Annotated in this window: 26 protein-coding genes; 10 read left to right on the top strand and 16 right to left on the bottom strand. The window is 63.8% G+C overall.

Translation table 11 applies throughout. From position 1 onward, the window contains the following. Positions 1–68 precede the first annotated feature (68 nt). The 4 genes from AB3N21_RS13095 to AB3N21_RS13080 all read right to left on the bottom strand — a co-directional run bounded on the left by AB3N21_RS13095 (position 69) and on the right by AB3N21_RS13080 (position 2,118). Positions 69–257: a hypothetical protein gene (locus tag AB3N21_RS13095; protein WP_367935635.1), complete on the bottom strand. Its 189-nt coding sequence runs from the start codon at positions 255–257 to the stop codon at positions 69–71. Between the two features lie 113 nt (positions 258–370). Continuing rightward, positions 371–1,345 (bottom strand): sterol desaturase family protein, encoded by a 975-nt coding sequence (locus AB3N21_RS13090; RefSeq protein ID WP_367935634.1) that lies wholly within the window; start codon positions 1,343–1,345, stop codon positions 371–373. Beyond that, positions 1,338–1,727: a hypothetical protein gene (locus AB3N21_RS13085; protein ID WP_171175766.1), complete on the bottom strand. Its 390-nt coding sequence runs from the start codon at positions 1,725–1,727 to the stop codon at positions 1,338–1,340. Before AB3N21_RS13085 ends, AB3N21_RS13090 begins: the two co-directional genes overlap by 8 nt. 61 nt (positions 1,728–1,788) lie before the next feature. Then, complete coding sequence (locus tag AB3N21_RS13080) at positions 1,789–2,118, bottom strand: hypothetical protein (protein WP_367935633.1); 330 nt, start codon at positions 2,116–2,118, stop codon at positions 1,789–1,791. Positions 2,119–2,245: 127 nt separating this feature from the next. On the opposite strand from AB3N21_RS13080, the gene AB3N21_RS13075 reads away from it, so the two are divergent. Continuing rightward, the gene (locus AB3N21_RS13075; RefSeq protein ID WP_367935632.1) at positions 2,246–2,578 is read left to right on the top strand and encodes a phosphotyrosine protein phosphatase; all 333 of its coding nucleotides are present in this window, start codon (positions 2,246–2,248) and stop codon (positions 2,576–2,578) included. On the opposite strand, the gene AB3N21_RS13070 is transcribed toward AB3N21_RS13075, so the two are convergent. Continuing rightward, a complete protein-coding gene (locus AB3N21_RS13070) occupies positions 2,575–3,141 on the bottom strand; it encodes a TlpA disulfide reductase family protein (protein ID WP_367935631.1) in 567 nt (188 codons plus the stop codon). The genes AB3N21_RS13075 and AB3N21_RS13070 overlap by 4 nt on opposite strands. Before the next feature lie 21 nt (positions 3,142–3,162). Between AB3N21_RS13070 and argH the strand changes: the two genes are divergently transcribed. The 5 genes from argH (at position 3,163) to AB3N21_RS13045 (ending at position 8,913) form a co-directional block, all read left to right on the top strand. Next, entirely contained in the window at positions 3,163–4,554 is a 1,392-nt protein-coding gene (argH, locus tag AB3N21_RS13065; protein ID WP_367935630.1) for an argininosuccinate lyase, read from the top strand. After that, on the top strand, positions 4,551–4,733 hold the full coding sequence (locus AB3N21_RS13060; protein WP_367935629.1) for a hypothetical protein: 183 nt from the start codon (positions 4,551–4,553) through the stop codon (positions 4,731–4,733). Before argH ends, AB3N21_RS13060 begins: the two co-directional genes overlap by 4 nt. Before the next feature lie 91 nt (positions 4,734–4,824). Continuing rightward, positions 4,825–4,992: a hypothetical protein gene (locus tag AB3N21_RS13055; RefSeq protein ID WP_171175777.1), complete on the top strand. Its 168-nt coding sequence runs from the start codon at positions 4,825–4,827 to the stop codon at positions 4,990–4,992. A gap of 70 nt (positions 4,993–5,062) precedes the next feature. Continuing rightward, complete coding sequence (gene lysA, locus AB3N21_RS13050) at positions 5,063–6,328, top strand: diaminopimelate decarboxylase (RefSeq protein ID WP_367935628.1); 1,266 nt, start codon at positions 5,063–5,065, stop codon at positions 6,326–6,328. Between the two features lie 35 nt (positions 6,329–6,363). Then, the gene (locus AB3N21_RS13045; RefSeq protein ID WP_367935627.1) at positions 6,364–8,913 is read left to right on the top strand and encodes a TIGR02302 family protein; all 2,550 of its coding nucleotides are present in this window, start codon (positions 6,364–6,366) and stop codon (positions 8,911–8,913) included. A 27-nt stretch (positions 8,914–8,940) separates the two neighbouring features. Here the strand turns inward: AB3N21_RS13045 and AB3N21_RS13040 are convergent, their stop codons facing one another. Continuing rightward, positions 8,941–10,296, bottom strand: coding sequence for a zinc-ribbon domain-containing protein (locus AB3N21_RS13040; protein ID WP_367935626.1), 1,356 nt, complete (start codon positions 10,294–10,296; stop codon positions 8,941–8,943). A gap of 183 nt (positions 10,297–10,479) precedes the next feature. On the opposite strand from AB3N21_RS13040, the gene AB3N21_RS13035 reads away from it, so the two are divergent. Genes AB3N21_RS13035 through AB3N21_RS13020 form a run of 4 tightly spaced genes read left to right on the top strand, consistent with a single transcriptional unit; the run spans position 10,480 to position 13,385 of the window. Beyond that, positions 10,480–11,157: a cell division ATP-binding protein FtsE gene (locus tag AB3N21_RS13035; RefSeq protein WP_367935625.1), complete on the top strand. Its 678-nt coding sequence runs from the start codon at positions 10,480–10,482 to the stop codon at positions 11,155–11,157. Continuing rightward, positions 11,154–12,053: a cell division protein FtsX gene (locus AB3N21_RS13030; protein ID WP_367935624.1), complete on the top strand. Its 900-nt coding sequence runs from the start codon at positions 11,154–11,156 to the stop codon at positions 12,051–12,053. Before AB3N21_RS13035 ends, AB3N21_RS13030 begins: the two co-directional genes overlap by 4 nt. Then, positions 12,053–12,793, top strand: coding sequence for a lysophospholipid acyltransferase family protein (locus AB3N21_RS13025; protein WP_367935623.1), 741 nt, complete (start codon positions 12,053–12,055; stop codon positions 12,791–12,793). Before AB3N21_RS13030 ends, AB3N21_RS13025 begins: the two co-directional genes overlap by 1 nt. Continuing rightward, positions 12,780–13,385: a pyridoxamine 5'-phosphate oxidase family protein gene (locus AB3N21_RS13020; protein ID WP_367935622.1), complete on the top strand. Its 606-nt coding sequence runs from the start codon at positions 12,780–12,782 to the stop codon at positions 13,383–13,385. The genes AB3N21_RS13025 and AB3N21_RS13020 overlap by 14 nt, the downstream gene beginning before the upstream one ends. Positions 13,386–13,519: 134 nt before the next feature. On the opposite strand, the gene lpdA is transcribed toward AB3N21_RS13020, so the two are convergent. From lpdA to mdh, 10 genes are all read right to left on the bottom strand, one after another. Then, positions 13,520–14,908 carry a dihydrolipoyl dehydrogenase gene (gene lpdA / locus AB3N21_RS13015; protein WP_367935621.1) on the bottom strand — a complete coding sequence of 463 codons (1,389 nt, stop codon included), beginning with the start codon at positions 14,906–14,908 and terminating at the stop codon, positions 13,520–13,522. 110 nt (positions 14,909–15,018) lie between these two features. Further along, positions 15,019–15,486: a hypothetical protein gene (locus tag AB3N21_RS13010; RefSeq protein WP_367935620.1), complete on the bottom strand. Its 468-nt coding sequence runs from the start codon at positions 15,484–15,486 to the stop codon at positions 15,019–15,021. Between the two features lie 41 nt (positions 15,487–15,527). After that, positions 15,528–15,797, bottom strand: coding sequence for a hypothetical protein (locus AB3N21_RS13005; protein WP_367935619.1), 270 nt, complete (start codon positions 15,795–15,797; stop codon positions 15,528–15,530). Between the two features lies 1 nt (position 15,798). Continuing rightward, entirely contained in the window at positions 15,799–17,334 is a 1,536-nt protein-coding gene (gene odhB / locus AB3N21_RS13000) for a 2-oxoglutarate dehydrogenase complex dihydrolipoyllysine-residue succinyltransferase (protein WP_367935618.1), read from the bottom strand. Between the two features lie 3 nt (positions 17,335–17,337). Beyond that, a complete protein-coding gene (locus tag AB3N21_RS12995; protein ID WP_171175799.1) occupies positions 17,338–20,295 on the bottom strand; it encodes a 2-oxoglutarate dehydrogenase E1 component in 2,958 nt (985 codons plus the stop codon). Continuing rightward, complete coding sequence (locus AB3N21_RS12990; protein WP_367935617.1) at positions 20,292–20,447, bottom strand: hypothetical protein; 156 nt, start codon at positions 20,445–20,447, stop codon at positions 20,292–20,294. The genes AB3N21_RS12995 and AB3N21_RS12990 overlap by 4 nt, the downstream gene beginning before the upstream one ends. Continuing rightward, positions 20,444–21,022: a hypothetical protein gene (locus AB3N21_RS12985; RefSeq protein ID WP_367935616.1), complete on the bottom strand. Its 579-nt coding sequence runs from the start codon at positions 21,020–21,022 to the stop codon at positions 20,444–20,446. The genes AB3N21_RS12990 and AB3N21_RS12985 overlap by 4 nt, the downstream gene beginning before the upstream one ends. Before the next feature lie 157 nt (positions 21,023–21,179). Beyond that, the gene (gene sucD / locus AB3N21_RS12980) at positions 21,180–22,064 is read right to left on the bottom strand and encodes a succinate--CoA ligase subunit alpha (RefSeq protein ID WP_367935615.1); all 885 of its coding nucleotides are present in this window, start codon (positions 22,062–22,064) and stop codon (positions 21,180–21,182) included. Positions 22,065–22,407: 343 nt separating this feature from the next. Further along, a complete protein-coding gene (gene sucC / locus AB3N21_RS12975; protein WP_171175808.1) occupies positions 22,408–23,601 on the bottom strand; it encodes an ADP-forming succinate--CoA ligase subunit beta in 1,194 nt (397 codons plus the stop codon). 389 nt (positions 23,602–23,990) lie between these two features. Continuing rightward, positions 23,991–24,953 carry a malate dehydrogenase gene (gene mdh, locus AB3N21_RS12970; protein ID WP_367935614.1) on the bottom strand — a complete coding sequence of 321 codons (963 nt, stop codon included), beginning with the start codon at positions 24,951–24,953 and terminating at the stop codon, positions 23,991–23,993. Positions 24,954–25,088: the final 135 nt, after the last annotated feature.

Below are 25,088 nucleotides of genomic sequence, written 5' to 3'. Positions count from 1 at the left end.
ACCCATGAAGCAGGGGTTAATCCGACAATTTTAGGGAAACCGCCCCCGCGCCGGTCCGCGCGGCAGGCTCAGCGCACCGTCGGCCGGACGATGCTGCGGGCCAGTGCCGCGCTGATCACGACGCCGACGGCGCCGAGGAACATCATGATGTACCCGGCAGCGATCAATGCAGTGGGAAGCGGGCTCAGCGACACGGTCATGGCAGTCAGCAGGCCCAAAAGGCCGACGGTCAGAAAAACGAGTGTGATGCGGCTCATGCCGGCCTCCGGTCGCGAACTGGATAAAAAAGATACCGCTCCCATATGTGTCGGCCCGGATCAAATTCAACCGGTTCGGCGGAATGACGTTATGTCCGCATCTCACATTGCCGTCAGAGAGTTTGCTGCACCGACCCTCGGGCACCGGCATCCGCAGCCCCCTTGAACCCGGGCGTTCCGCGATCCTCTGGGTGGCGCACCAGGTGCTTGGCCTTGATCCGGTCCGAGGTGTCGCGGCTGCCGTCGTGGCTGTATCCTGGCGGGGCAAAGGCATAGGCCAGACGCTGCTGCAGGCTCAGCCCCGGCCGGGTGACGTCGCGCCAGATCGAGAGCCATTCGTGAAAGGCCACGCGCAGCGGGTTGAAGGTGCCGATATTGTGCACGAGGCCATAATCGACCTTCTCACTTGCCTGCTCGGGCACGAAGGTGCCGAACATCTTGTCCCAGATGATGAAGACCCCGGCATAGTTGCAGTCCAGATACCGCGCGTTGCGCCCGTGATGCACGCGGTGGTGGCTGGGCGTGTTCATCACCGCCTCGAACCAGCGCGGCAGCCTGTCGATGGCCTCGGTGTGGATCCAGAACTGATAGATCAGGTTCAGACCGCCGCAGAACAGCACCAGCGCCGGGTGAAAGCCCAGCAGGATCAGCGGCGCACTGACCACCATCTTGAACGTGAAGGTCCCGGTCCAGGTCTGCCGCAGCGCCGTGGTCAGGTTGTAATGCTGGCTGGAGTGATGGTTCACATGGCTGGCCCACACCCAGCGGATGCGGTGGCCGAACCGGTGCACCCAGTAATAGCGCAGATCGTCCAGCACGAAACACAAGGCAATCACCGGCAGCGAGGTGCCCAGATCCAGCGGCGTCAGCGACCACAGGAACATGAAGAACCCATAGGCGATGAACCCCAGTACCAGCCCCGAGGCGACGCTGCCCGCCCCCATGATCAGCGAGGTGACGGCATCGCGCGTCTCATAGCGCCCGCCACGGTGCTTGAGCGCGATCCACGTGAACTCGATCAGGATCGCGGCGACGAAAAAGGGGATGGCCAGTTGTGTCGGGTCGGGAAAGCTCAGCGCGTCAGTCATGTGGTGAAATAAGTCTCTTCCAGTGGGGCCGTTCTTCTTCGGTCAGATGCAGGGTGACCTGCGGCGCGGTGAAATCGTGAAAGATGATGCGGAAGCCCTTGGGATGGTCGATCAGGTCGAAATCCAGCAGGTGGCGGCCCACCGTATCGGCCCCGAAAGACCACAGCAGACCCGGCCCGGTCTCGGTCCGCAGCAGGGCGGCGTGGCCGTCGCGGGCCACGGTGACGTCGATCACCGCATCGTCGGGGAAATGGCGCAGCCAATCCGCCCGCGCAGCCTCGGGCGTCAGAAGACGCCGCGCCGACTGCCCGGTCAGATGCAGCAGCAACGCGATCCCGGCAATGCCGCCAACCACGAGGATCAGCAGGATTTCTAAAGACATCGGCTCCTCCCTCGCGCCAAACCTGCAAAGGCCCCGCCCGAGTGTCAAAGGTAGCGTCGCGTCAGCCTGGCTGCATCTGGCCCAGCACCTCGTGCCGCACCACCCGTTCGACAAAGGGCACCAGCCCTTCGGGTCCCGAGGCGCGGTCCTTCAGATGCATGCAGACATCCGGTCTGCGCGCCGCGATCACCCCGACCAGGGCGCCGCGCGTCGCATCATCCAGCCCGGCCCCCATGATCACGCAGGCGATGCGCGGTTCTGCGTCAAGCTGCCGGATCACCTCGTCCTGATCATGGGCGCCCAGCCATTCGATGGGCAGATGCTGAAGCTGCCGCGCGACGTCGCCGATCACATGGGGCAGCCGGCCAATCAGGAGAACCACAGGTTTCATGGCCCCTTCCTTTCCGTCTGTTGGTCCCGTTCCCGACCTGAGTGTTCAGGTCAAAACCAGTATAGCACGAGACGGCCCGGCCCGGGGTTATTGGCAACATGCGTCGTTGAAAGTACCAAACACCCCTATGACGAATGTGCTTTTTCTCTGCGGCAAGGCGCGCAAGCGCAGCCCCACCGCCGCTGACATCGTGGCCCGCTGGCCGGGGTTCTCCACCGATTTCGCCGGGCTCGGCCGCGACGCGGACGAGCAGGTCTCGTCCGAGCACATCGAATGGGCCGATGTGATCGTGGTCATGGAACGGCGTCAGAGAAAGCGGCTGTCGGACAGGTTCGGGCATCTTGCCGGGGACACACGCGTTGCCGTTCTCGGCGTCCCCGACCGTTTCGAATATATGGAGCAGGCACTGATCGACTTGATCGAACCCAGGTTGCGCCGGATACTGGGCGCGCCGGCCTAACTGCTGCTGCCGACCAGCTCTGCGATGATCGCCTTGGCACTGTCCGAGTTCCACTCGGCATCGCCGATCAGGCGCGCAATCTCGTTGCCCTCGGGGTCGATGATCATGGTCATCGGCAGCCCGACAACCCCCATTTCCCGCGCTACCGCCTGTTTCGGGTCCTGATGCCGGGGCAGGTTGGTGATGCCGTTCTCGTCAAAGAACTTCCGGATTCCGGCGGGCGAGTTGCGCCCGGTCGCCAGGGTCAGGACCTCGAACTTGTCGCCCCCGAACTCTGCCTGCAACTCGGCGATCTGCGGCATTTCCTTGCGGCAGGGCGCGCACCAGGTGGCCCAGAAATTCACCAGAACGTACTTGCCCCGGTAATCGGCCAGCGACCCGGTGCCTTTGTCATCCTCAAGCTGGAAATCCACCGCTTCGACCGGCTTGGGCTCCTTGTGCAGGATCAGCCGTTTCAGGCTGCCGTCCCGCAGCCCCTCCAGCGTCGCGACATCTGCCGCCAGCGCAGCGTTTGCACCCAGCGCGAGGGCCATATAAAGGGGGATCAGACGAAATAGGCGCATACCAACTCCGGGTTTTCGAACATGACTGAGCAATCCTCGAACCAGATGTGGGGCGGCCGCTTTGCCGCCGGTCCTGACGCGATCATGGAGGCGATCAATGCCTCGATCGGGTTCGATCAGCGCATGGCAGCCCAGGACATCGCAGGCTCAAGGGCCCATGCGGCCATGCTGGCCGCCACAGGCGTCATAACGGATAGCGATGCAAAGGCCATTCGGGAAGGGCTGCTCACAGTCTTGTCAGAGATCGAGCGGGGAGAATTTCAGTTTTCCACCGCGCTGGAAGACATCCACATGAATGTCGAGGCCCGGTTGAAAGAGATCATCGGCGAACCCGCTGGCCGTCTGCACACGGGCCGCTCGCGCAACGATCAGGTGGCGACCGACTTCAAGCTCTGGGTCCGCGACCAGCTGGATGCTGCGGAAAGCGGCCTTCTGGCCCTGATCCGCGCGCTGCTGGCACAGGCCGAGGCCGGGGCCGATTGGGTGATGCCAGGCTTTACCCATCTGCAATCCGCGCAACCGGTGACCTGGGGCCATCACATGATGGCCTATGTCGAGATGTTCGGGCGCGACCTTTCCCGCGTGCGCGACGCCCGCGCGCGTATGAACGAATCGCCTCTGGGCGCGGCGGCGCTCGCAGGCACCTCGTTTCCCATCGACCGCGACATGACCACCAAGGCGCTGGGCTTTGACCGCCCCGCCGCCAATTCGCTCGACGCCGTCAGCGACCGCGATTTCGCGCTGGAGTTCCTGTCTGCCGCCTCGATCTGTGCCATGCACCTGAGCCGCTTTGCCGAGGAACTGGTGATCTGGTCCTCGGCCCAGTTCCGCTTTGTCACGCTGTCGGACCGGTTCTCGACCGGCTCCTCGATCATGCCGCAGAAAAAGAACCCCGATGCTGCCGAGCTGATCCGCGCCAAGGTGGGCCGCATCTTCGGCGCCAACACCGCGCTGATGATTGTGATGAAGGGGCTGCCGCTGACCTATTCCAAGGACATGCAGGAGGACAAGGAACAGGTCTTTGACGCCGCCGACAACTGGATGCTGGCGCTGGCCGCGATGGAGGGCATGGTCCGCGACATGACCGGCAACCGCGAAAGCCTTGCCGCCGCCGCAGGCTCGGGTTTTTCAACCGCCACCGATCTGGCCGACTGGCTGGTGCGGGTGCTGGGCCTGCCCTTCCGCGACGCCCACCACGTCACCGGCGCGCTGGTCGCGCTGGCCGAAAGCAAGGGCTGCGACCTGCCCGATCTGTCGCTGGAGGACATGCAGTCGGCCCATGCCGGGATTACCCAGGACGTCTATTCTGTTCTCGGGGTCGAAAATTCGGTAAACTCGCGGATGTCCTACGGGGGCACCGCGCCGACTCAGGTGCGGGCCCAGATCGAACGATGGAAGGCCAACCTCGCATGACCCTGATCCGAGCCTTTCTGGTCCTCGCCGTGACCGCGTTCCTGGCCGGGTGCGGTGCGGATGGCGAACCGGTGCAGCCGACGCTCAATGCAGGCGTCGGTATCTCGAACAACGGCGCCTATGTCGGCGGCGCTCTGGGGTTGCACAAGGGACCCGTAAGCGTCTTTCTCGGCTTTTGATTCGCTTAACGGTTGATCCAACGCCCACAAAACACCAGTTTGGAACCGCAGCGTTTTTTGCTGCGGTGTTTCAGTTGATAAAGGCTCCGGAATGAAAATTGCCGCTCTGATCCTGTCATTTGTCGTTCTGGCCGCCTGTGACCCAAGCACCGCCTCGGCACCGCCGCCCGAGCCGCAGACGCAGCCCCAGCCGCAACCGTCAAACTCGGTGATCCGGATATCGGGTTCGGCCTCGGTCGGCGTTTCCCGCACCTTCTGAGCGGGCAAGACCCCGAGGGTGGCGCGGAATCATTTGATCCGTATGCCTCTTTTGGTCTAAGCGCGGGCGCATGGACCACTTCATCTACCGCGACGGCGCGCTCTACGCCGAGGATGTTCCGATAACCGAGATCGCCGCCTCGGTGGGCACTCCGTTCTATGTCTATTCGACGGCCACGCTGCAGCGGCATTTCCGCCTGTTCGACGAAGCGCTCGAGGGCACCGATCACCTGGTCTGCTACGCGATGAAGGCGGCCAGCAATCAGGCGATCCTGAAGACGCTGGCACAAGCGGGCGCAGGGATGGACGTGGTTTCGGTCGGGGAATACCTGCGCGCAAAGGCGGCAGGCGTGCCGGGCGACAAGATCGTGTTCTCCGGCGTCGGCAAGACTGCGGACGAGATTCGCACCGCGCTCAGCGGCGGTATCCGCCAATTCAACGTGGAATCCGAGCCCGAGATGGAGGTGATCAACGCGGTCGCACAGGAACTCGGCACCGTCGCCCCCATAACCGTGCGCGTGAACCCGGATGTGGACGCCAAGACCCACGCCAAGATCGCCACCGGTAAGTCCGAGAACAAGTTCGGCATCCCCATCGCCCGCGCCTCGCAGGTCTATGCCCATGCCGCCAGCCTGCCGGGGTTGGAAGTGATCGGCATCGACGTCCATATCGGCTCGCAACTGACCGAGCTGGAGCCCTTTGCGCTCGCCTATCAGAAAGTCGCCGAACTGACCGAACAGCTCCGCGCCGAGGGGCACGATATCCGCCGCCTCGATCTGGGCGGGGGCCTCGGCATCCCCTACACCCGCTCGAACGACGCGCCGCCCCTGCCGGTGGAATATTGCCAGCTCATCAAAAAGACGCTGGGCCATCTGGGCTGCGAGATCGAGATCGAACCGGGCCGCCTGATCGCGGGCAATGCCGGGTTGATGATTAGCAAGGTGATCTATGTGAAATCGGGCGAGGATCGCGATTTCCTGATCCTCGACGGCGCCATGAACGACCTGATCCGCCCTGCCATGTACGAGGCGCATCACGATATCGTCCCGGTCGCGGAACCCGCCCCGGGCACCGAGCCGCAACCCTACGACATCGTGGGCCCCGTCTGCGAAACCGGCGACACTTTCGCTAAGCAGCGCAACATGCCGCCCCTCTCCGCCGGTGACCTGATCGCCTTTCGCAGCGCCGGTGCCTATGGCGCGGTCATGGCCAGCGAATACAACACCCGCCCCCTGATCCCCGAAGTTCTCGTCAATGGGGATCAATTCGCGGTTATTCGCCCACGCCCGACCTTTGACGAAATGATAAACCGCGATACCATACCCGAGTGGCTTTGACGCGATCACCGCGCGGGCCCGACAGGAGGCCCGCGTTGACCGCCAACACATCCTTGCCCATACCGCGCCTGCCGCTATGGCTGACCCGTGCCGGAATGCTGGCCGAGCGGGTGTTGCGGGCGTTCTGGCCGCTCTTCTCGATTCTGATGGCGGTGATGGCGGCCCTGATGCTGGGCCTGCAGGACACGGTCGTGGTCGAGGTCGTCTGGACCACCGCCGCCGTGGCCGGTCTGGGCGCGCTGGTGGCGCTAATCTGGGGCGTGCGCCGTTTCCACTGGCCAACCCGGGCCGAGGCGCTGGCCCGGCTCGACGAATCCCTGCCCGGACGGCCCATTCAGGCCCTGCTCGACGATCAGGCGATCGGGGCGCTGGATGGCGACTCGGTGATGCTGTGGCGGGCGCATCAGGCCCGTATGGCCGACCGCGCCGCGGGCGCCGCAGCGGTCAGGCCCGACCTGCGCCTGTCCGCCCGCGATCCCTTTGCGCTCAGATACGTGGCCCTGCTGGCCCTGACCGTCGCGCTGCTCTTCGGCTCGGTCTGGCGGGTCGGCTCGGTGACCGAAATGGCACCCGGCAGCGCCATCGCGGGCCAGGGCCCGACATGGGAAGGCTGGATCGAGCCCCCGCGCTATACCGGCCGCCCGACGCTCTATCTGGCGGATCAGTCCGGCGACGCGATCGACGTGCCCGAAGGCAGCCGCATCACCCTGCGTTTCTATGGTGAGGTCGGGGCGCTCTCGCTGACCGAAACCCTTTCGGGTGCCGCCACGGAAAACGTCACCGCACCCGAGCAGGAATTCATCGCGACGCAGTCCGGCACCCTGCGGATCGACGGCCCGGGCGGACGGGAATGGGCGGTGGGCATCCTACAGGACGCCCCGCCGCAGATCGCCGTGACCGGGGTTGCCGAGGCCGAGGCGGGCGGGCAGATGACCCTGCCGTTCACCGCCAGCGACGACTACGGCATCGCATCCGGCACCGCGCTGATCGAACTGGACCTCGCAGCGGTGAGCCGCCGCCATGGCCTGATTGCCGACCCCGACCCGCGCGAGGCGATCAGCGTCGAACTGCCCATGCCGCTCACCGGTGACCGGCGCGACTTCACCGAAACCTTCATCGAGGACTTTTCGCAGCACCCATGGGCACATCTGCCGGTCAAGATCACCCTGTCCGCCCGCGACATGCCCGATCAGGTGACCACGGCGCAGCCCTACGCCACCAAACTGCCCGCGCGCCGATTCTTCGACCCGCTCGCGGCGGCGGTGATCGAACAGCGCCGCGACCTGCTCTGGGCTCGGGACAACGCCGCGCGCGTGGCGCTGCTCTTGCGCGCCATCTCGCACCGGCCCGAGGATGTGTTCCGCTCGCAAACCGCCTATCTGCGCCTGCGCGTAACCCTGCGCCGTCTGGAAACCTTTACCGAGTTCGGCCTGAAACCCGACCAGCAGGCCGAGATCGCCCAGTCGCTCTGGGATCTCGCCATCCTGCTTGAGGAAGGCACGCTGAGCGACGCGCTGGAACGCCTGCGTCAGGCGCAGGAACGGCTGACCGAGGCGATGAAGAACGGCGCCTCGGATCAGGAGATCGCCGAGCTGATGCAGGAACTGCGCGAGGCCACCGACAACTACCTGCGCCAGCTCCAGCGGCAGGCCCAGCAGGACGGGCAGGAAAGCGATCCGGGCCAGCCCGGCCAGAGCGGCGAAACCATGCAGATGACGCAGGACGACCTGCAACGGATGATGGACCGCATTCAGGAACTGATGGAACAGGGCCGCATGGCGGAGGCGCAGCAGGCGCTGGAAGAGTTCCAGCAGATGATGGAGAACATGCGCGTCACCGAAGGGCAGGGCCAGGGTCAGCAGTCCGAAGGCCGCCGCGCGATGGAAGACCTCGCCGAAACCCTGCGCAACCAGCAGGGGCTCAGCGATCAGGCCTTCCGCGACCTGCAGGAACAGTTCAACCCCGGCGCCCAGTCCGGCGAGAGCCAGCAGAACGAAGGCCGCAGCGGCGGTCAGGGACGCGGGCAGAGCCACGAGGGTCAGGGCGGCCGTGGACAGGGCTCGGATCAGGCCGATAACGGACAGGAGGGCCAGAGCGGCTCACTTGCCGACCGGCAGCAGGCGCTGCGCAATGAGTTGCGGCGTCAGGAACAGGGCCTGCCCGGGGCCGGAACCGCCGAAGGCGAAGCCGCGCGCGAGGCGCTGGACCGCGCGGGCCGGGCCATGGAAGGGGCCGAGGACGCGCTGCGCCAAGACGATCTGGCTGGCGCCATCGACCGCCAATCCGAAGCAATGGAGGCGCTGCGCGAGGGCATGCGCGCGCTGGGCGAGGCGCTGGCGCAGGACCAGCAGCAACAGCCCGGTCAGGGCGCGCAAGAGGGCGACATGCAGGCCCGTAACCTCGATCCGCTCGGGCGCAATCAGGGGGCGGTCGGCTCGATCTCGACCGACGAGAACCTGCTGCAGGGTGAGGATGTCTATCGCCGCGCGCGCGAGTTGCTGGACGAAATCCGCCGCCGCACCGGCGAAACCGACCGGCCCAAGATCGAGCTGGATTACCTCAAACGTCTGTTGGAACGCTTCTGAGCGCGACCCTCCGCCCGGTAGATGCGATCAGCGGGGCGGCAGGATTGCCGCCGCCTTTGCGTCCAGCCACACCCGCGCCTGATCGACCAGCGCCACATAAGCGTTGATCATCGGATCGGCCTGCGGCACCGCCTGCGTGATCTGGGGCGCGTTGGCATAGAGCATGAACAGCGCGAGCCCGATCAGCACCATCAGCGCAAAACCTCGCAGGAACGACGCCGATTTGCGCGGCGCGACAGCGGCCATGTCCTGCTCCGCCGCGGCGGCCTCGACATTGCCGCGCAGGGTCGAATTGATCTCGTCGATATCCGGCAACACGTCCTTGCGGGAATCCGCAGCGGCGGGCTCATCGACCTGACCCGGCGCAGCGGCCGGTCCACCATCGGCACTGCCATGTGTCTCCAGCCCCAGATCGGGCTGGCTTTCCAGGGTTTCCGCCTCGCGCGCCCGCAACTCGGCCTCATGGGCCGCTTCCTGCTGCAGAATGGCGGCAACCGCCGGATCGAGCGCGCGTTCGCGCCCGGCAGAAGCGGCCAGAGGCTCGTCCTCGACCTCTTCCCCAGCCTCCGGTTCGTCGCCCGCGTCCTCCGCCTCGACGAACGGGATGTGCATGTCCTCAGCCGCTTCAACGGCCTGCTCGGCTTCCTCAGTTTCGGCGGGTTCGGTCTGGGGTTCCGGCTGCGCCTCCTCGACGGCCTCGACCGGCTCCTCAGCGGCCTCCTCGACCGGAGCGTCTTGCTCCGCCTCTACCTCCTCAGCCTGAGGCTCCGGCTGCGCGTCTTCCACAGGCTCCGCTTCGACCGGTTCGGCCTGTTCTTCGACGGCGTCCTCGACCGGCGCGTCTTGTTCGGCCACCTCAACTGGTTCCGCCTGAGGCTCCGGCTGCACCTCGTCTACCGGTTCGGCCTGCGGCTCCGGCTGCACCTCGTCCAGCGGCTCGACCACCGGGGGCTGCTCTTCCGCCACGGCTTCCGCAGGCGCATCCTGTTCGGCTGCCTCGACCGGTTCGGCCTCCGGTTCTGGGTGCCCCTCGCCTACCGGCTCGGCCAACGGGGGCTGCTCTTCCGCCACGGCTTCCGCAGGCGCGTCCTCTTCGGCCACCTCAACCGGTTCCGCCTCCGGTTCCGGATGCACCTCGTCCACGGGGTCCGCCACGGATGGCGCGGCTTCGGCAGGCGCTTCCTCTTCAACCGCAGGCGCTTCGACCTGAGGCTCCGCGGCCTCCGGTTGCGTCTCTGCCACCGGCTCCGCCGCCGGTTTGCTCGGATGTTCCTGGAACCACGTGCTGTCGCAATTCGAACATTGCACATCCCGCCCACCCGGCGGAATGACCTCTTCCGGTACCTCGTACTGGGCTCTGCATTTCGGACATGTCAGACGCATACTGCCTCCTGGCCTCGGATCAGACCTGATTTTGATTTTTCCCGCAATGATATTCGGTTAACACACGCAGGCAAAGAGAGTTTTCACCTCCGGCGGGCAAGTGTCGCCCATCGGACCCGGTGCAGGCATTGAAACCCGCACCACGCTGGGGCAAGAAGACCGCAAAGCAACAGGGGACAGGTTTTGATCGAGCTTGAAAATGTGGGCTACAGCTATGGCGGCGGAGAGCTGCTGAGCGATGTTTCGGTGCAACTGGCGCCGGGCTCGTTCCACTTTCTGACCGGGCCGTCGGGCTCGGGCAAGACCACGTTGCTGAAACTCTGCTACGGCGCGCTGCTGCCCACCGCCGGGCAGCTCAGCGTGTTCGGCGAGGATATGCGCCGGCTGGACCGCGACCAGATGGCGCTGATGCGCCGGCGGATCGGTGTGGTGCATCAGGATTGCCGATTTCTCGACCACATGCAGCTGGCCGACAACGTGGCGCTGCCGCTGCTGGTCTCGGGCCGCAGCATGAAGGCGGAAGAGGCCAATCTGGGCGAACTGCTGCAATGGGTCGGGCTGTCCAAACGGGCCGATGCCCGCCCGCCCGAACTCTCGGGCGGCGAACGTCAGCGCGCGGCACTGGCCCGCGCCGTGATCATGTCGCCCGATGTGGTCATCGCCGACGAGCCCACCGGTAATGTCGACTGGGACATGTCGCAGCGCCTGCTGCGCCTGCTGATCGAGCTGAACCGGATGGGCAAGACCGTCCTGATCGCCACCCATGACCTCAGCCTGATCCGCGCCGCCAAAAGCCAGGTACAGGCGCGCGTGCTGCGGATCTCGAAGCGGCGGCTGCAACTTGCGGGGGCGGATCTGTGAGCACGGGAACCATCAGAAACCTGCTGCGCGGCGACAAACGCGCCGACCGCGTGGTGCCGCCCTCGGGTTTTACCGCCCAGCTGACCCTGTTCGTCTCGGGTGCGATGGCGTTTCTGGCGGTGTTTGCGCTGGCCCTGTCGCTGGCCTCGGGCCGGCTGGCGGATCGCTGGGCCTCGGAACTGGCGCGCGCCGCGACGCTGCGGATCAACGCGCCCGCCGAGCAGCTTGCGGGCCAGACTGAAGCCGCACTGACGGTTCTGCGCCAGACGCCCGGCGTGGCCTCCGCCCGGGCGCTCACCTCCGAGGAACAGATGGCCCTGCTTACACCCTGGTTCGGCCCCGATCTGCCCATCGACGCGCTGCCGGTGCCGCAGCTGATCGAAATCATCGAGGGTGAGCCCGGCTATGACGCCGCCGGTCTGCGCCTGCGGCTCAGCGCCGAGGCGCCGGGCGCGGTGCTCGATGACCACACCCGCTGGCGCGAGCCGCTGGTCGATGCGGCCAGCTCGCTGCGGCGGCTGGCGCTGATCTCGATCCTGCTGATCGGCGGCGCCACGGCGGCGATGATCACGCTTGCCGCCAACGCGGCGCTGTCGGCCAATGCGCAGGTGATCGAGGTGCTGCGCCTGATCGGCGCCCGCGATCAGTTCATCGCCGGGGCCTTTGTCCGCCGCTTCACCTTCCGCGCCCTGATCGGGGCGGCCATCGGCGTTATGCTCGGCATGGCGGGCGTACTGTTGTTGCCCGATGCGTCCGAGGCGGGCGGGTTCCTGACCGGCCTCGGCTTTCAGGGCATCGGCTGGGTGCTGCCCCTGCTGATCCCGCCGCTGGGCGCCGCGGTCGCCTTTGCCGCCACCTGGTCCGCCGCCCGCCGCACGTTGAAGGAGCTTGCCTGATGTCCCACGCCTTCCAATGGCTGCGTTCCCTGATCTTCATGATAGTGATCTACCTCTGGATGGCGGTGCTGGGCCTGCTGTTTGCACCCTACGCGCTGTTTTCCAAACGCGGCGCACTGCAGGCCTGCAAACTCTACGCCCGCACTACCATCTGGATGGCCCGCTGGATGGTCGGCATCCGCGGCGAGGTCCGCGGCACCGTGCCGACGGGCGAGGTCATGGTGGCCGCCAAGCATCAGTCGTTCTTCGACATCATGCTGATCTTCGACGCCGTCCCGCACGGCAAGTTCATCATGAAGCGCGAACTGCTCTGGACCCCGATCATCGGCATCTACGCCAAGCGTCTGGGCTGCATCCCGGTCAATCGCGGCAAGAAGGGCGCGGCGATTGCCAAGATGGTCAAGGATGTGGCCAAGGAATTCAGCGAGCCCGGGCAGCTGGTGATCTATCCGCAAGGCACCCGCGTGGCGCCCGGTGCGGCGAAACCCTACAAGGTGGGCACCGCCGTGCTCTACGAGGGGTTGCAGAATCCTTGCGTGCCCGTTGCCACCAATGCGGGCGTGTTCTGGCCCCGCACCGGTATCCTGCGCAAACCCGGCCACGCGATCGTCGAATTCCTCGACCCGATCGAACCGGGGGTCGAGCGCAACACCTTCATGACGCGGCTCGAGGATATGGTCGAGACGCGGTCCAACGCCTTGATGCGGGAAGTGGGGTTTGATCCGGATGCAGTTCATTGAAGACATCGCGGCGCTCGAGGCGCTCTACGGCACACCCGGCGCCCCGGCGCTGAGAAAGGTGGCGCGGCGCATGGCGCCGCTCTACCGCAGATGGATCATGGCCTCGCGCCTCTGCGTGCTCAGCACGGTCGGGCCCGAAGGCACCGACGGCAGCCCGCGCGGGGATGACGGCCCGGCGGTGCTCGAGCTTGATCCCGGCACGCTGGTCATGCCGGACTGGCGCGGCAACAACCGGCTAGACAGCCTGCGCAATATCGTCCGCGATCCGCGCGTGTCGCTGATGTTCCTGGTGCCCGGATCGAACAACGTGGTCCGTATCAACGGCACCGCCCGCTTGACCGCAGACGACGCACTGCGGGCGCGGTTCGAGAAACACGGCAAACGCCCCGCAACCGTCATCGTGATCGAAATCGGCGAGATCTACACCCAATGCGCCCGCGCCCTGATGCGCGCACGAACCTGGACCAGCGGGGATGAAAGCGGCAACCTGCCCACCATCGGCCAGATCCTCGCCGAGGTCACAAACGGGGAAGAGGGCGGCGCGCGTTACGATTCCGAATGGGGCGCACGCGCCGCCAGGACCATGTGGTGAGCTCTGGTCGGGTGGAAGGCGTTTGCAAACGCCTTCATGCGGTTGAAAACCGCATGTAAGCCGCTTCCAAGCGGCTTGGCCCCGAAAGGAAAAGACCGGCCCGGGGGCGGGTCTTCTCTCGTATACCGTCGATCTCACGAATGGATCGGACCGTCACCGCAGGCCAGCGCCGCCTCGCGGACCGCCTCGGAATAGGTCGGATGCGCGTGGCAGGTCAGGGCCAGATCCTCGGCCGCCGCACCGAACTCCATCGCCACGCAGACCTCGTGGATCAACTCGCCCGCCGCCGGGCCGATGATATGCGCGCCCAGAATGCGGTCGGTCTCCTTGTCGGCCAGAATCTTGACGAATCCGTCCGAGGCAAAGTTGGCCTTGGCCCGACCATTGCCCATGAACATGAACTTGCCCACCTTATAGGCGCGGCCCTGTTCCTTGAGCGTCTCCTCAGTCTCGCCCACATTGGCCACTTCCGGCGCGGTATAGATCACCCCCGGAATGACGCCGTAATTCACATGGCCATGCTTGCCCGCAACCTGCTCGGCGGCGGCCATGCCCTCATCCTCGGCCTTGTGCGCCAGCATCGGCCCCTCGATGGCATCGCCGATGGCATAGATGCCCGGCACATTGGTCTGCCAATCCTTGCCGACCTTGATCTGACCGCCCTTGGTGGTCTCGATCCCCAGCGCGTCCAGCCCCAGCCCCTCGGTGTAGGGGCGGCGGCCCGTGGCGACCAGCACCACGTCGGCATCCAGCACATGCTCGCTGTCATCCTTGCGCAGCTTATAGGTGACCTTGGCCTTGGTCTTGGTCGCCTCGGTCTTCTGCACCGCCGCACCCATGATGAATTTCAGCCCCTGCTTCTTGAGGATGCGCTGGAACGTCTTCTGCACCTCGCCATCCATGCCCGGCGTCACCACGTTGAGGAATTCGATCACCGTCACCTCGGTGCCCAGACGCTGATAGACCGAGCCCAGTTCCAGCCCGATCACTCCGGCCCCGATGACCACCATCTTCTTGGGGATCTTGCCCAGTTCCAGCGCGCCGGTCGATGTCACCACAACCTTCTCGTCCACCTCGACCCCCGGCAGCGAGGATGGCTCCGAGCCGCTGGCGATGATGATGTTCTTGGCCTCATGCACCTCGTCGCCCACCTTGACCTTGCCGGCCTCGGGAATGCTGCCCCAACCCTTGAGCCAGTCGATCTTGTTCTTCTTGAACAGGAACTCGATACCCTTGGTGTTGCCGTCGATGACGTCATCCTTGTAGGCCAGCATCTGTTTCCAATCGACGCTGGGCGATTTGCCCTTCAGGCCCATCTTGGCGAAATTATGCTGCGCCTCATGCAGGCTGTGGCTGGCATGCAAGAGCGCCTTGGATGGAATGCAGCCCACGTTCAGACAGGTGCCGCCCAGCGTCTCGCGCCCTTCGACCACAGCGGTCTTCAGCCCCAGCTGAGCGCAGCGGATGGCGCAGACATAGCCGCCGGGTCCGGCGCCGATTACGATGACGTCATAGTTTGCCATGAAGGCTCTCCTTGAGGATTGGGACTGTCTCTGAGCGATTACGCGTAGGGGGGAGGGCCGGTAAACTCAGAATCTGGCTCTCGCTGGTTCGAAGTTTCATCTTTCGCTCCTTACAATGACCAGTTGCCACCACGTGATCGTCTTGCGTTCATCTGTTTTCTTTTTTCTTTGATAGCTTGATTTTGTTTTTCAGAGGCTGCTTTGTTTATTGCTTCTGCACCACTTGGTCTAAGCGTTATTGGAATAGAAAACCTAACTCGGCTGGCCTCCTGCGCTGAGCTCACGTGTTTTCCGTCGATTCCCGCCTCAACCGACAAAATCCGCAAACCAGCTTTACCTCCTCCGCCAGTCTCTGAACTAGCTGTTACAGCAACATCAAATTCTATCGTCTCTACACGTCGGTACGTGTGGGAAGTTCCGCCTTCTTTAAAAAGATCGCGCTCCTTTACGGAAACAGGCGGATTAATGATTACATCCGCATCTTGATACTCTTCTTGCAGTTCTACCGTCGCATCGACGATTCCAGCTATGGTTTCTTTTATGAACTCTTTGATATCCATAAAAATTTGTCTTTCCATGAATTTGTGAGTCGAGCGTGGGGTGAGCCCAATGTACCCACTCACACCGGCGTCAAAAGCTTGACCGTGATATGCGCAATACCGCCCCGCTCATGATGCATGGCCAGTTCTTCCGAGCCGAAGAACGCCTTGGCCTTGTCCAGATCGACCACCTCGAACAGCGCGACCGCATGATCGCGCTGGTCGGGGTCGCGCCAGACATGCAGGTCGCGGATACCCGCCGCCTTGCGCATCGGCTTGTCCTCGCGGAACACCTTCAGCCAGGCGTCGAAATCCGCGACATCTGCTTGCCAGAGAACATGTGTTGCCATCTTACAGATCCATCAGCAGGCGGCGCGGATCTTCCAGCGCCTCTTTCACACGCACAAGGAAGGTCACCGCCCCCTTGCCGTCCACGATCCGGTGGTCATAGGACAGCGCCAGATACATCATCGGGCGGATCTTGATCTCCCCATTCACCACCATCGGGCGGTCCTGGATCTTGTGCATCCCCAGAATACCCGACTGCGGCGGGTTCAGAATCGGCGAGGACATCAGCGAGCCGTAAACGCCACCGTTCGAGATGGTGAAGGTCCCGCCCTGCATCTCGGCCATGCTCAGCTTGCCCTCGCGGGCGCGCTTGCCCTTTTCCCCGATGGCCTTTTCGATCGCCGCGAACGACATCGAATCCGCGTCCCGGATCACCGGCACCACCAGGCCCTGCGGCGTGCCTGCCGCCACACCCATATGGACGTAGTTCTTGTAGACGATGTCATTGCCATCAATCTCGGCATTGACCTCCGGCACCTCCTTCAGCGCATGACAGCTGGCCTTGGTGAAGAAAGACATAAAGCCCAGCCGCACCCCGTGCTTCTTCTCGAACTGCTCCTTGTACTGGTTGCGCAGGGCCATCACCTCGGTCATGTCCACCTCGTTATAGGTGGTCAGGATCGCGGCGGTGTTCTGGGCATCCTTCAGACGCTTGGCGATGGTCTGGCGCAAACGCGTCATGCGCACCCGCTCCTCGCGCACCGCGTCCTCGGCAGCCACCGGCGCGCGCGGCGCCTGGGCAGCCGGGGCGGGCGCAGCCGCCGCAGGCCCAGAGGAAACAGGTGCGGCCGTGGCTGCCGCTGCAACCGCGCGGGCCACATCCTCTTTCATCACACGCCCATCGCGGCCAGTCCCTGCCACCTGATCGGCGCTCAGACCGGCCTCGGCCATCGCTTTCTCCGCCGACGGCGCGTTGGCCACATCCCTGGCGCCACCGGTGGCAACCGCCGGGGTGACCGCCGCCGCAGGCGCCGCCGGAGCCCGCCCGGCACCTGCCGCCGCACCCGAGATCACCGCCAGCTTGGCCGTGGCGTCCACCGTGGTGCCTTCGGGCGCCACGATCTCTGCCAGCACGCCCGAGGCGGGGGCCGGAACCTCGACCGAGACCTTGTCGGTCTCCAACTCACACAGCATCTCGTCCTGCGCCACGCTGTCGCCCACCTGCTTGAACCAGGTCGACACGGTGGCCTCGGTCACCGACTCGCCCAGCGTGGGCACCATCACGTCGATACTGCCGCCCGCCGCGGCAGGCGCCGCAGCCGGGGCCGCCGCCGCGGCAGCCGGGGCAGGGGCCGCGCCTTCGCCGGCGGTGATGGTGGCCAGCAACGCATCCACGCCCACCGTCTCGCCTTCGGCAGCGACGATCTCGCCCATCACACCGGCGGCGGGCGAGGGCACTTCCACCGTCACCTTGTCGGTTTCCAGCTCGCACAGCATCTCATCCACGGCCACGGCATCGCCGGGCTTCTTGAACCAGGTGGCCACCGTTGCTTCGGTCACGGATTCGCCAAGCGTAGGTACTCGAACTTCGATCGTCATCGCTTACTTTCCTTCGATGCTCAGCGCTTCGTTCACGAGCGCTTCCTGTTGGGCTTTGTGTTGGCTGGCCAGACCCGTCGCGGGCGAGGCAGAGGTTGCACGGCCCGCATAGCGCGGCCGCTTGTGTTCGGCGCCGATCCGGGTCAGCACCCATTCGATATTGGGCTCGATAAAGGACCAGGCGCCCTGGTTCTTGGGCTCTTCCTGGCACCAGACCATCTCGGCCTGCTTGAACCGCTCCAGCTCGTTGATCAGCGAATGCGCCGGGAACGGGTAATACTGCTCGATCCGCATCAGGTAGATGTCGTCGATGCCGCGCGCGTCGCGTTCCTCCAGCAGATCGAAATAGACCTTGCCCGAACACATCACCACGCGCTTGATCTTGTCATCCGCCACCAGCTTGGTGTCCGAATTGCCCTTCTGCGCGTCATCCCACAGCACCCGGTGAAAGCTCGACCCGGTGGTGAAATCCTCGGCCGTGCTGATCGCTAGCTTGTGGCGCAGTAGCGATTTCGGCGTCACCAGGATCAGCGGCTTGCGGAAGGTGCGGTGCAACTGGCGGCGCAGGATGTGGAAATAGTTCGCGGGCGTCGTACAGTTGGCCACGATCCAGTTGTCCTGACCGCACATCTGCAGATAGCGCTCAAGCCGCGCGGACGAGTGCTCGGGGCCCTGGCCCTCGAACCCGTGCGGCAGCAGGGTCACCAGACCCGACATCCGCAACCACTTCGATTCACCCGAGCTGATGAACTGATCGAACATGATCTGCGCGCCGTTGGCGAAATCGCCGAACTGCGCCTCCCACAACACCAGCGCATTGGGTTCGGCCAGCGAATAACCGTATTCGAAACCCAGCACCGCATATTCCGACAGCATCGAGTCGATCACCTCGTACTGCGACTGCCCGGCACGGATGTTGTTGAGCGGGTAATACCGTTCCTCGGTTTCCTGATGCACAAAGCCCGAATGCCGCTGGCTGAAGGTGCCGCGCGTGGCGTCCTGCCCGGCCAGCCGCACCGGATAACCCTCGGTCAGAAGCGAGCCAAAGGCCAGCGCCTCACCGGTGGCCCAGTCGAACCCCTTGCCGGCGTCGAACATCTGCTTCTTGGCGTCCAGCAGACGCCCCACGGTCTTGTGCATGGCAAAGCCTTCGGGTGCGCGGGTCAGCGCCACACCAATCTCGGCCAGGGTCTCGGGCGAGATCGCGGTCTCGCCGCGCATATATTCGTCCTTGCTCTTGTCCATATGCGACCAGCGCCCGTCCAGCCAGTCGGCCTTGTTGGGCTTGTAATCCCTCCCGGCCTCGAACTCATCGTTCAGATGCGCCTGAAAGGCGGCCTTCATGTCCTCGATCTCGCCCTCGGGGATCAGGCCGTCTTTGACCAGACGTTCGGTGTACAGCGACAGCGTGGTCTTATGGGTCTTGATCTTCTTGTACATGATCGGGTTGGTGAACATGGGCTCATCGCCCTCGTTGTGACCAAACCGGCGATAGCAGAAGATGTCGATGACCACGTCCTTGTGGAACTTCTGGCGGAACTCGGTCGCCACCTTGGCGGCGTGCACCACGGCCTCGGGGTCGTCGCCGTTCACGTGGAAGATCGGTGCCTCGACCATCAGCGCGATATCCGTGGGATACGGGCTGGAGCGCGAGAAGTGCGGCGCGGTGGTAAAGCCGATCTGGTTGTTGACCACGATATGCATGGTGCCGCCGGTCTTGTGCCCGCGCAGGCCGGACAGGCCGAACCCTTCGGCCACCACACCCTGACCGGCAAAGGCCGCATCGCCATGCAGCAGGATGCCCATCACCCTGGTGCGGTCGGCATCGTTCAACTGGTCCTGCTTGGCGCGGACCTTGCCCAGCACCACCGGATTCACCGCCTCAAGGTGCGAGGGGTTGGCGGTCAGCGACAGGTGCACGGTATTGCCGTCGAACTCCCGGTCGCTCGACGCGCCCAGGTGATATTTCACATCGCCCGAGCCATCCACGTCCTCGGGCTTGAAGCTGCCACCCTGGAACTCGTTGAAGATGGCGCGATAGGGCTTGCCCATCACGTTGGCCAGAATGTTCAGACGGCCCCGGTGCGGCATGCCGATCACGATGTCCTGCAGCCCCAGCGCGCCGCCGCGCTTGATGATCTGCTCCATCGCCGGGATCAGGCTTTCGCCGCCATCCAGACCGAACCGCTTGGTGCCCATGTATTTGACATGCAGGAACTTCTCGAACCCTTCGGCCTCGACCATCTTGTTCAGGATCGCCTTGCGGCCCTCGCGGGTGAACCGGACCTCCTTGCCGAACCCCTCGATCCGCTCCTTCAGCCAGGCCGATTCCTCGGGGTTCGAGATATGCATGTATTGCAGCGCGAAGGTGCCGCAATAGGTGCGTTTCACCAGCTCGACGATCTGGCGCATGCTGGCCATCTGCAGGCCCAGCACGTTGTCGATGAAAATCGGCCGGTCCATGTCGGCATCGGTAAAGCCATAGGTCCGGGGATCCAGTTCGGGATGCGGCGTGCCCGCGCGCATGCCCAGCGGGTCCAGATCGGCGACCAGATGGCCCCGGATACGATAGGCCCGGATCAGCATCAGCGCCCGGATCGAATCCAGCACCGCCCGCTTGATCTGATCCTCGCTGACCGCGACACCGGCGGCATCCGCCTTGGCCTTTATCTTCTTGCCGGCGGCCTTGGCATCGACGGCAGGCCATTCCCCGGTCAGAGCCCCCGTCACTTCGTCGGCGGGCATCGGCGGCCAATCGGCCCGCGCCCATGAGGGCCCCTCGGCCTCTTTCTTTACATCCAGCTCAGCATCGCCCATCTGCCGGAAGAACTCACCCCAAGCGGCATCCACCGCGCCGGGGTCGTTGGCATACTGAGCGTAAAGCTGCTCCAGATACTCGGCATTATGCCCCTGCATGAAGCTGGAGGCGTGGAACACGTCGTTGGGCGTATGTTCGGTCATTGGGCTACCTCATATGGGTTGGGACCGTATTGATTGGGGCCGGGCTGGGATTTGGCGCAGAGCCCGAAACACCAGCGTTCCGCACCAGATGCGCGGCGCGATAAGAGCATGCGTTTTTCAAAGCACATGTTGATGGCGCCAAAGAAGGTCATTGCTGCACCTCCTCAGCGGCGTTCAGGGATTTGGGAACGACTTGGATATTCGCCGGAGCCAGAAGCTCTCTCAAATGAGGGCCCATGTCTTTCCGGTCGGTGTCTTCCGCTTCCGCTTTGGACAGGACCTCAACAAAAGCATCAACATCGACAAGCGACATAGCGAACATGGCGTTGCCATGCTCGCCAAGCATGAGGGTAACAAGTTCGGTTTTAGCCTGGAGCCCGTCGTTTGCACCATTGCGCAAGGCTGAATGCACCAACCAATCGGGCCCTGCAAAAGCGCAATAGGGTTTGCCCTCCTCAACACCTACCAACGCGAGGCGAATGTCCGAAAGAACAAAGGCCGGCTGATTGGCCCCCAACTCAGAGTTGCCCAGAATCGAAACCGCCATGAAGAGAGCGTTGTCGACGGTATGCGCCGGGTTTGTCGCATCAACTGAAAATGCGATTGCATTTGATGCCAGTATCGAAGCTGGCCCCTCTTCCCAAGGCGCCCAGCCCACACTCTCCAGCGTTGCGCGTGCGGTTTGTAGGCTTTCCATGCCACCAGAGCACAGGTCCAGCGCGGTCACCAGGGCTTCCTCGATCTCTTTTTGAGGCTTTGCGGAAACAGCAGACCCCGCTGCCAACAAACCAAACGCTAATGACATCAACCCGGAACGGATTGACCGCTCCGGGATCGTATGAGGCCTGCTAAAAGCAGTTTCCTTAGCTCTTGCAGGCCTCATCTCACTTCCCAATCGCTTCCAGCACCGCCTCACCCAGCTGGGCGGGGCTTTCGGCGACCACGATACCGGCCGAGCGCATGGCTTCGATCTTGTCCTCGGCACCGCCCTTGCCACCGGCGACGATGGCACCGGCATGACCCATGCGGCGGCCCGGAGGGGCCGTGCGGCCAGCGATGAACCCGGCGGTCGGCTTGGACCGGCCCTTCTTGGCCTCGTCCGCCAGGAACTGCGCGGCCTCTTCCTCGGCCGAACCGCCGATCTCACCGATCATGATGATCGACTCCGTCTCGTCATCGGCCAGGAACCACTCCAGCACGTCGATATGCTCGGTCCCCTTGATCGGGTCGCCGCCGATGCCGATACAGCTCGACTGGCCAAGTCCTACGTCGGTCGTCTGTTTCACAGCTTCGTAGGTAAGCGTACCCGAGCGCGAAACGACACCCACGCTCCCGCGTTTGTGAATATGGCCCGGCATGATGCCGATCTTGCAGGCATCGGGCGTGATCACCCCGGGGCAGTTCGGCCCGACCAGACGCGAGTTCGAGCCTTCCAGCGCCCGCTTCACCTTCATCATGTCCAGCACCGGAATACCCTCGGTGATGCAGACGATCACCTCCATCTCGGCATCGATCGCCTCGAGGATCGAGTCGGCGGCAAAGGGCGGCGGCACGTAGATCACGCTCGCATTGGCCTCGGTCACATGCTTGGCCTCGTGCACCGAGTTGAAGACCGGCAGGTCGAGATGGGTCATGCCGCCCTTGCCCGGGGTCACGCCGCCAACCATCTTGGTGCCATAAGCGATGGCCTGTTCGGTATGAAACGTCCCCTGCGAGCCGGTCAGGCCCTGACAGATGACTTTGGTGTTTTCGTCGATAAGAACGGCCATTTAAGCCTCCAGTTTCCTAATTCGGTTGGACCGCAAAATCCAAGTTCCTGCCAGGAGAAGGAGTAGAATTGAGATGGCACTGGCGATCCAAGCGTCCGCTACGATCGCCATTTGCCAGCTCTCGCAGCCTACGAATGTTCCGCGGCCATGATCATATTGCACACCGCCCGTTGCGCAGGGTGTGTACAGGCTCCAAGCCCAGAACACGAAACCTGCCGTGGAAGCGGCGCAAGTACCCAATCCGTAAAACCTTTTCCCAGCCCGTTGCAGAAGGATCGCAGCTGCAATCGCCATGCCGGTTATCGGCAAAGTAATCGTAAGCCACGTACCCCAAACCATCATTTTAGCCTTTAACCGCCTTCACGATCTTCTCGGCACCGTCTTTCAGGTTATCCGCCGCGATCACGTCCAGGCCCGAGGTATTGATTATCTCCTTGCCCTTCTCGACATTGGTGCCTTCCAGACGCACGACCAACGGTACTTGCAGGCCGACCTCCTTCACCGCGGCCACAACGCCCTCAGCGATAACGTCACAGCGCATGATGCCGCCGAAGATGTTGACCAGAATGCCCTTCACCTGCGGATCGCTGGTGATGATCTTGAACGCCTCGGTCACCTTCTCCTTGGTCGCACCGCCGCCCACGTCGAGGAAGTTGGCAGGCTCGGCGCCATACAGCTTGATGATGTCCATCGTCGCCATCGCCAGACCGGCGCCGTTGACCATGCAGCCGATCTCGCCATCCAGCGCGATGTAGTTGAGGTCATACTTGCTGGCTTCCAGCTCTTTCGGGTCTTCCTCGGTGGTGTCGCGCAGCTCGGCAATATCCGGGTGGCGGTAGACCGCGTTGCCGTCAAAGCCGACCTTGGCGTCCAGCACTTTCAGGTCGCCTTTGTCCGAGATGATCAGCGGGTTGATCTCCAGCATCTCCATGTCCTTCTCGACGAAGGCTTGGTACAGCTGGCTCATCAGCTTGACGCACTGCTTGACCTGCGCGCCCTGCAGGCCCAGCGAAAAGGCGATGCGGCGGCCATGATAGGCCTGATATCCGGTGGCCGGATCGACCGAGAAGGACAGGATCTTCTCGGGCGTCGCGGCGGCCACCTCTTCGATGTCCATGCCGCCCTCGGTCGAGCAGACAAACGAGATGCGGCTGGTCTGGCGGTCCACCAGCAGCGCCAGATACAGCTCGCGCTCGATGCCGGACCCGGCTTCGATATAGATGCGGTTCACCTGTTTGCCCGCCGGGCCGGTCTGATGGGTCACAAGGGTGCGGCCCAACATTTTCTTGGCTTCCTCGGCGGCTTCCTCGACCGATTTGGTCAGACGCACACCGCCCTTTTCACCCGCATCGGCTTCCTTGAACGACCCCTTGCCGCGACCGCCTGCGTGGATCTGGGCCTTGACGACCCAAAGCGGCCCGTCCAGCTCTCCGGCTGCGGTTTTGGCCTCTTCGGCGCGCAACACGGCGCGGCCATCAGATACCGGTGCGCCATAACTGCGCAAAAGAGCTTTGGCCTGATATTCGTGAATGTTCATCGAAACTGTCCCGTCTGACTGCGATTGAACCGATATAGGCGTGTCTAGGCCCAATGGTTAAAGGCTTTTTTGACGTTGAGCGGGATTTTCACGAAGATTTTCATCATTTGTGATCACGGGGTTTTGGGGTGTGATCACATAAATCAGAGGCGGCGCCGAATATGATTCGATATCCGTGCGGCGTAGGAAAAAACGGCGCTATGCATACTATTTGCGGCTTTAGCGCAAACGGAAATTCTGGGTCGGGTGAGCGGGCTACTTACGCCTGAGTGAAATCGCCGGGGTCGCGAAGATGGTCACGCCGCTGTGCCATCCCAACCCCACGCCATGTCTCGTACAAAAAAGCCGGCCCCCGAAGGAGCCGGCCCAAATTCGATACTGATCGCGGCTCAGGCCAGCGAGCTGTCGATACCCTTGCAGGCCTCGATCAGGCCCTTCACGGCGTTGACCGAGTTGTCAAAGCCTTCCTGCTCCTGGTCGTTCAGCTTGATGTCGACGATCTTCTCGACGCCGCCGGCGCCGATGACGGTCGGAACCCCCACATAGAGCCCGCTCACGCCCAACTCGCCATCGCAATAGGCCGCACAAGGCAGGACGCGCTTCTGGTCTTTCAGATAGGCTTCGGCCATTTCGATGGCCGAGGTGGCAGGCGCGTAGTAGGCCGAACCGGTTTTCAGAAGGCCGACGATCTCGGCACCGCCGTCGCGGGTGCGCTGCACGATGGCGTCCAGTTTCTCCTGCGTGGTCCAGCCCATCTCGACAAGATCGGGCAGGGGGATACCAGCCACGGTCGAATAGCGTACCGACGGCACCATGGTGTCGCCATGGCCGCCCAGTACGAATGCGGTCACGTCGCGCATGGACACGTTGAACTCTTCGGCCAGGAAGTGGCGGAAGCGGGCCGAATCCAGAACGCCCGCCATGCCGCAGACCTTGTGATGCGGCAGGCCCGAGAACTCGCGCAGGGCCCAGACCATCGCGTCGAGCGGGTTGGTGATGCAGATGACGAAGGCGTCGGGCGCGTTGGCGGCGATGCCTTCACCGACCGATTTCATCACCTTCAGGTTGATGCCCAGCAGGTCGTCGCGGCTCATGCCCGGCTTGCGGGCGACACCGGCGGTCACGATGCAGACGTCGGCGCCTGCGATATCGGAATAGTCGCTGGTGCCCGACATGGCAGCGTCGAACCCTTCGGCCGGGCCCGATTCCGCGATATCCAGCGCCTTGCCCTGCGGCAGGCCGTCGGCGATGTCGAACAGAACAACGTCACCCAGTTCTTTGATGGCTGCAAGATGAGCGAGCGTGCCGCCGATGTTCCCCGCGCCGATCAGCGCAATCTTGGGTCTGGCCATTGGAAATACTCCGGTCCGAATGGAAATCGCCGGTTTGCTAGTCGCTAATGCGGCATCGCGCAAGTGTTCTGCGGCGCGGCATGCGACCGCATACCGTTTGCCGTACCCCGTCTGATTGCGCTAAATGGCTTGTGA

It is taken from the genome of Ruegeria sp. (assembly GCF_040830605.1).
Taxonomy (GTDB): Bacteria; Pseudomonadota; Alphaproteobacteria; order Rhodobacterales; family Rhodobacteraceae; genus Ruegeria.
The sequence above is the reverse complement of the archived record's forward strand: the minus strand, read 5'-3'. Positions and strand labels throughout refer to the sequence as shown.

Excerpts from the sequence above, each read along its gene's own strand:
- AB3N21_RS13070 (WP_367935631.1), bottom strand. The coding sequence starts at position 3,141 with ATGCGCCTATTTCGTCTGATCCCCCTTTATATGGCCCTCGCGCTGGGT.
- lpdA (WP_367935621.1), bottom strand. The coding sequence starts at position 14,908 with ATGGCAAACTATGACGTCATCGTAATCGGCGCCGGACCCGGCGGCTAT.
- sucD (WP_367935615.1), bottom strand. The coding sequence starts at position 22,064 with ATGGCCGTTCTTATCGACGAAAACACCAAAGTCATCTGTCAGGGCCTG.
- AB3N21_RS13090 (WP_367935634.1), bottom strand. The coding sequence starts at position 1,345 with ATGACTGACGCGCTGAGCTTTCCCGACCCGACACAACTGGCCATCCCC.
- mdh (WP_367935614.1), bottom strand. The coding sequence starts at position 24,953 with ATGGCCAGACCCAAGATTGCGCTGATCGGCGCGGGGAACATCGGCGGC.
- AB3N21_RS13010 (WP_367935620.1), bottom strand. The coding sequence starts at position 15,486 with ATGGAAAGACAAATTTTTATGGATATCAAAGAGTTCATAAAAGAAACC.
- AB3N21_RS13075 (WP_367935632.1), top strand. The coding sequence starts at position 2,246 with ATGACGAATGTGCTTTTTCTCTGCGGCAAGGCGCGCAAGCGCAGCCCC.
- AB3N21_RS12990 (WP_367935617.1), bottom strand. The coding sequence starts at position 20,447 with ATGACCTTCTTTGGCGCCATCAACATGTGCTTTGAAAAACGCATGCTC.
- AB3N21_RS13080 (WP_367935633.1), bottom strand. The coding sequence starts at position 2,118 with ATGAAACCTGTGGTTCTCCTGATTGGCCGGCTGCCCCATGTGATCGGC.
- argH (WP_367935630.1), top strand. The coding sequence starts at position 3,163 with ATGACTGAGCAATCCTCGAACCAGATGTGGGGCGGCCGCTTTGCCGCC.
- AB3N21_RS13060 (WP_367935629.1), top strand. The coding sequence starts at position 4,551 with ATGACCCTGATCCGAGCCTTTCTGGTCCTCGCCGTGACCGCGTTCCTG.
- AB3N21_RS13020 (WP_367935622.1), top strand. The coding sequence starts at position 12,780 with ATGCAGTTCATTGAAGACATCGCGGCGCTCGAGGCGCTCTACGGCACA.
- AB3N21_RS13005 (WP_367935619.1), bottom strand. The coding sequence starts at position 15,797 with ATGGCAACACATGTTCTCTGGCAAGCAGATGTCGCGGATTTCGACGCC.
- AB3N21_RS13025 (WP_367935623.1), top strand. The coding sequence starts at position 12,053 with ATGTCCCACGCCTTCCAATGGCTGCGTTCCCTGATCTTCATGATAGTG.
- lysA (WP_367935628.1), top strand. The coding sequence starts at position 5,063 with ATGGACCACTTCATCTACCGCGACGGCGCGCTCTACGCCGAGGATGTT.
- AB3N21_RS13095 (WP_367935635.1), bottom strand. The coding sequence starts at position 257 with ATGAGCCGCATCACACTCGTTTTTCTGACCGTCGGCCTTTTGGGCCTG.
- sucC (WP_171175808.1), bottom strand. The coding sequence starts at position 23,601 with ATGAACATTCACGAATATCAGGCCAAAGCTCTTTTGCGCAGTTATGGC.
- AB3N21_RS13040 (WP_367935626.1), bottom strand. The coding sequence starts at position 10,296 with ATGCGTCTGACATGTCCGAAATGCAGAGCCCAGTACGAGGTACCGGAA.
- AB3N21_RS12995 (WP_171175799.1), bottom strand. The coding sequence starts at position 20,295 with ATGACCGAACATACGCCCAACGACGTGTTCCACGCCTCCAGCTTCATG.
- AB3N21_RS13055 (WP_171175777.1), top strand. The coding sequence starts at position 4,825 with ATGAAAATTGCCGCTCTGATCCTGTCATTTGTCGTTCTGGCCGCCTGT.
- AB3N21_RS13085 (WP_171175766.1), bottom strand. The coding sequence starts at position 1,727 with ATGTCTTTAGAAATCCTGCTGATCCTCGTGGTTGGCGGCATTGCCGGG.
- odhB (WP_367935618.1), bottom strand. The coding sequence starts at position 17,334 with ATGACGATCGAAGTTCGAGTACCTACGCTTGGCGAATCCGTGACCGAA.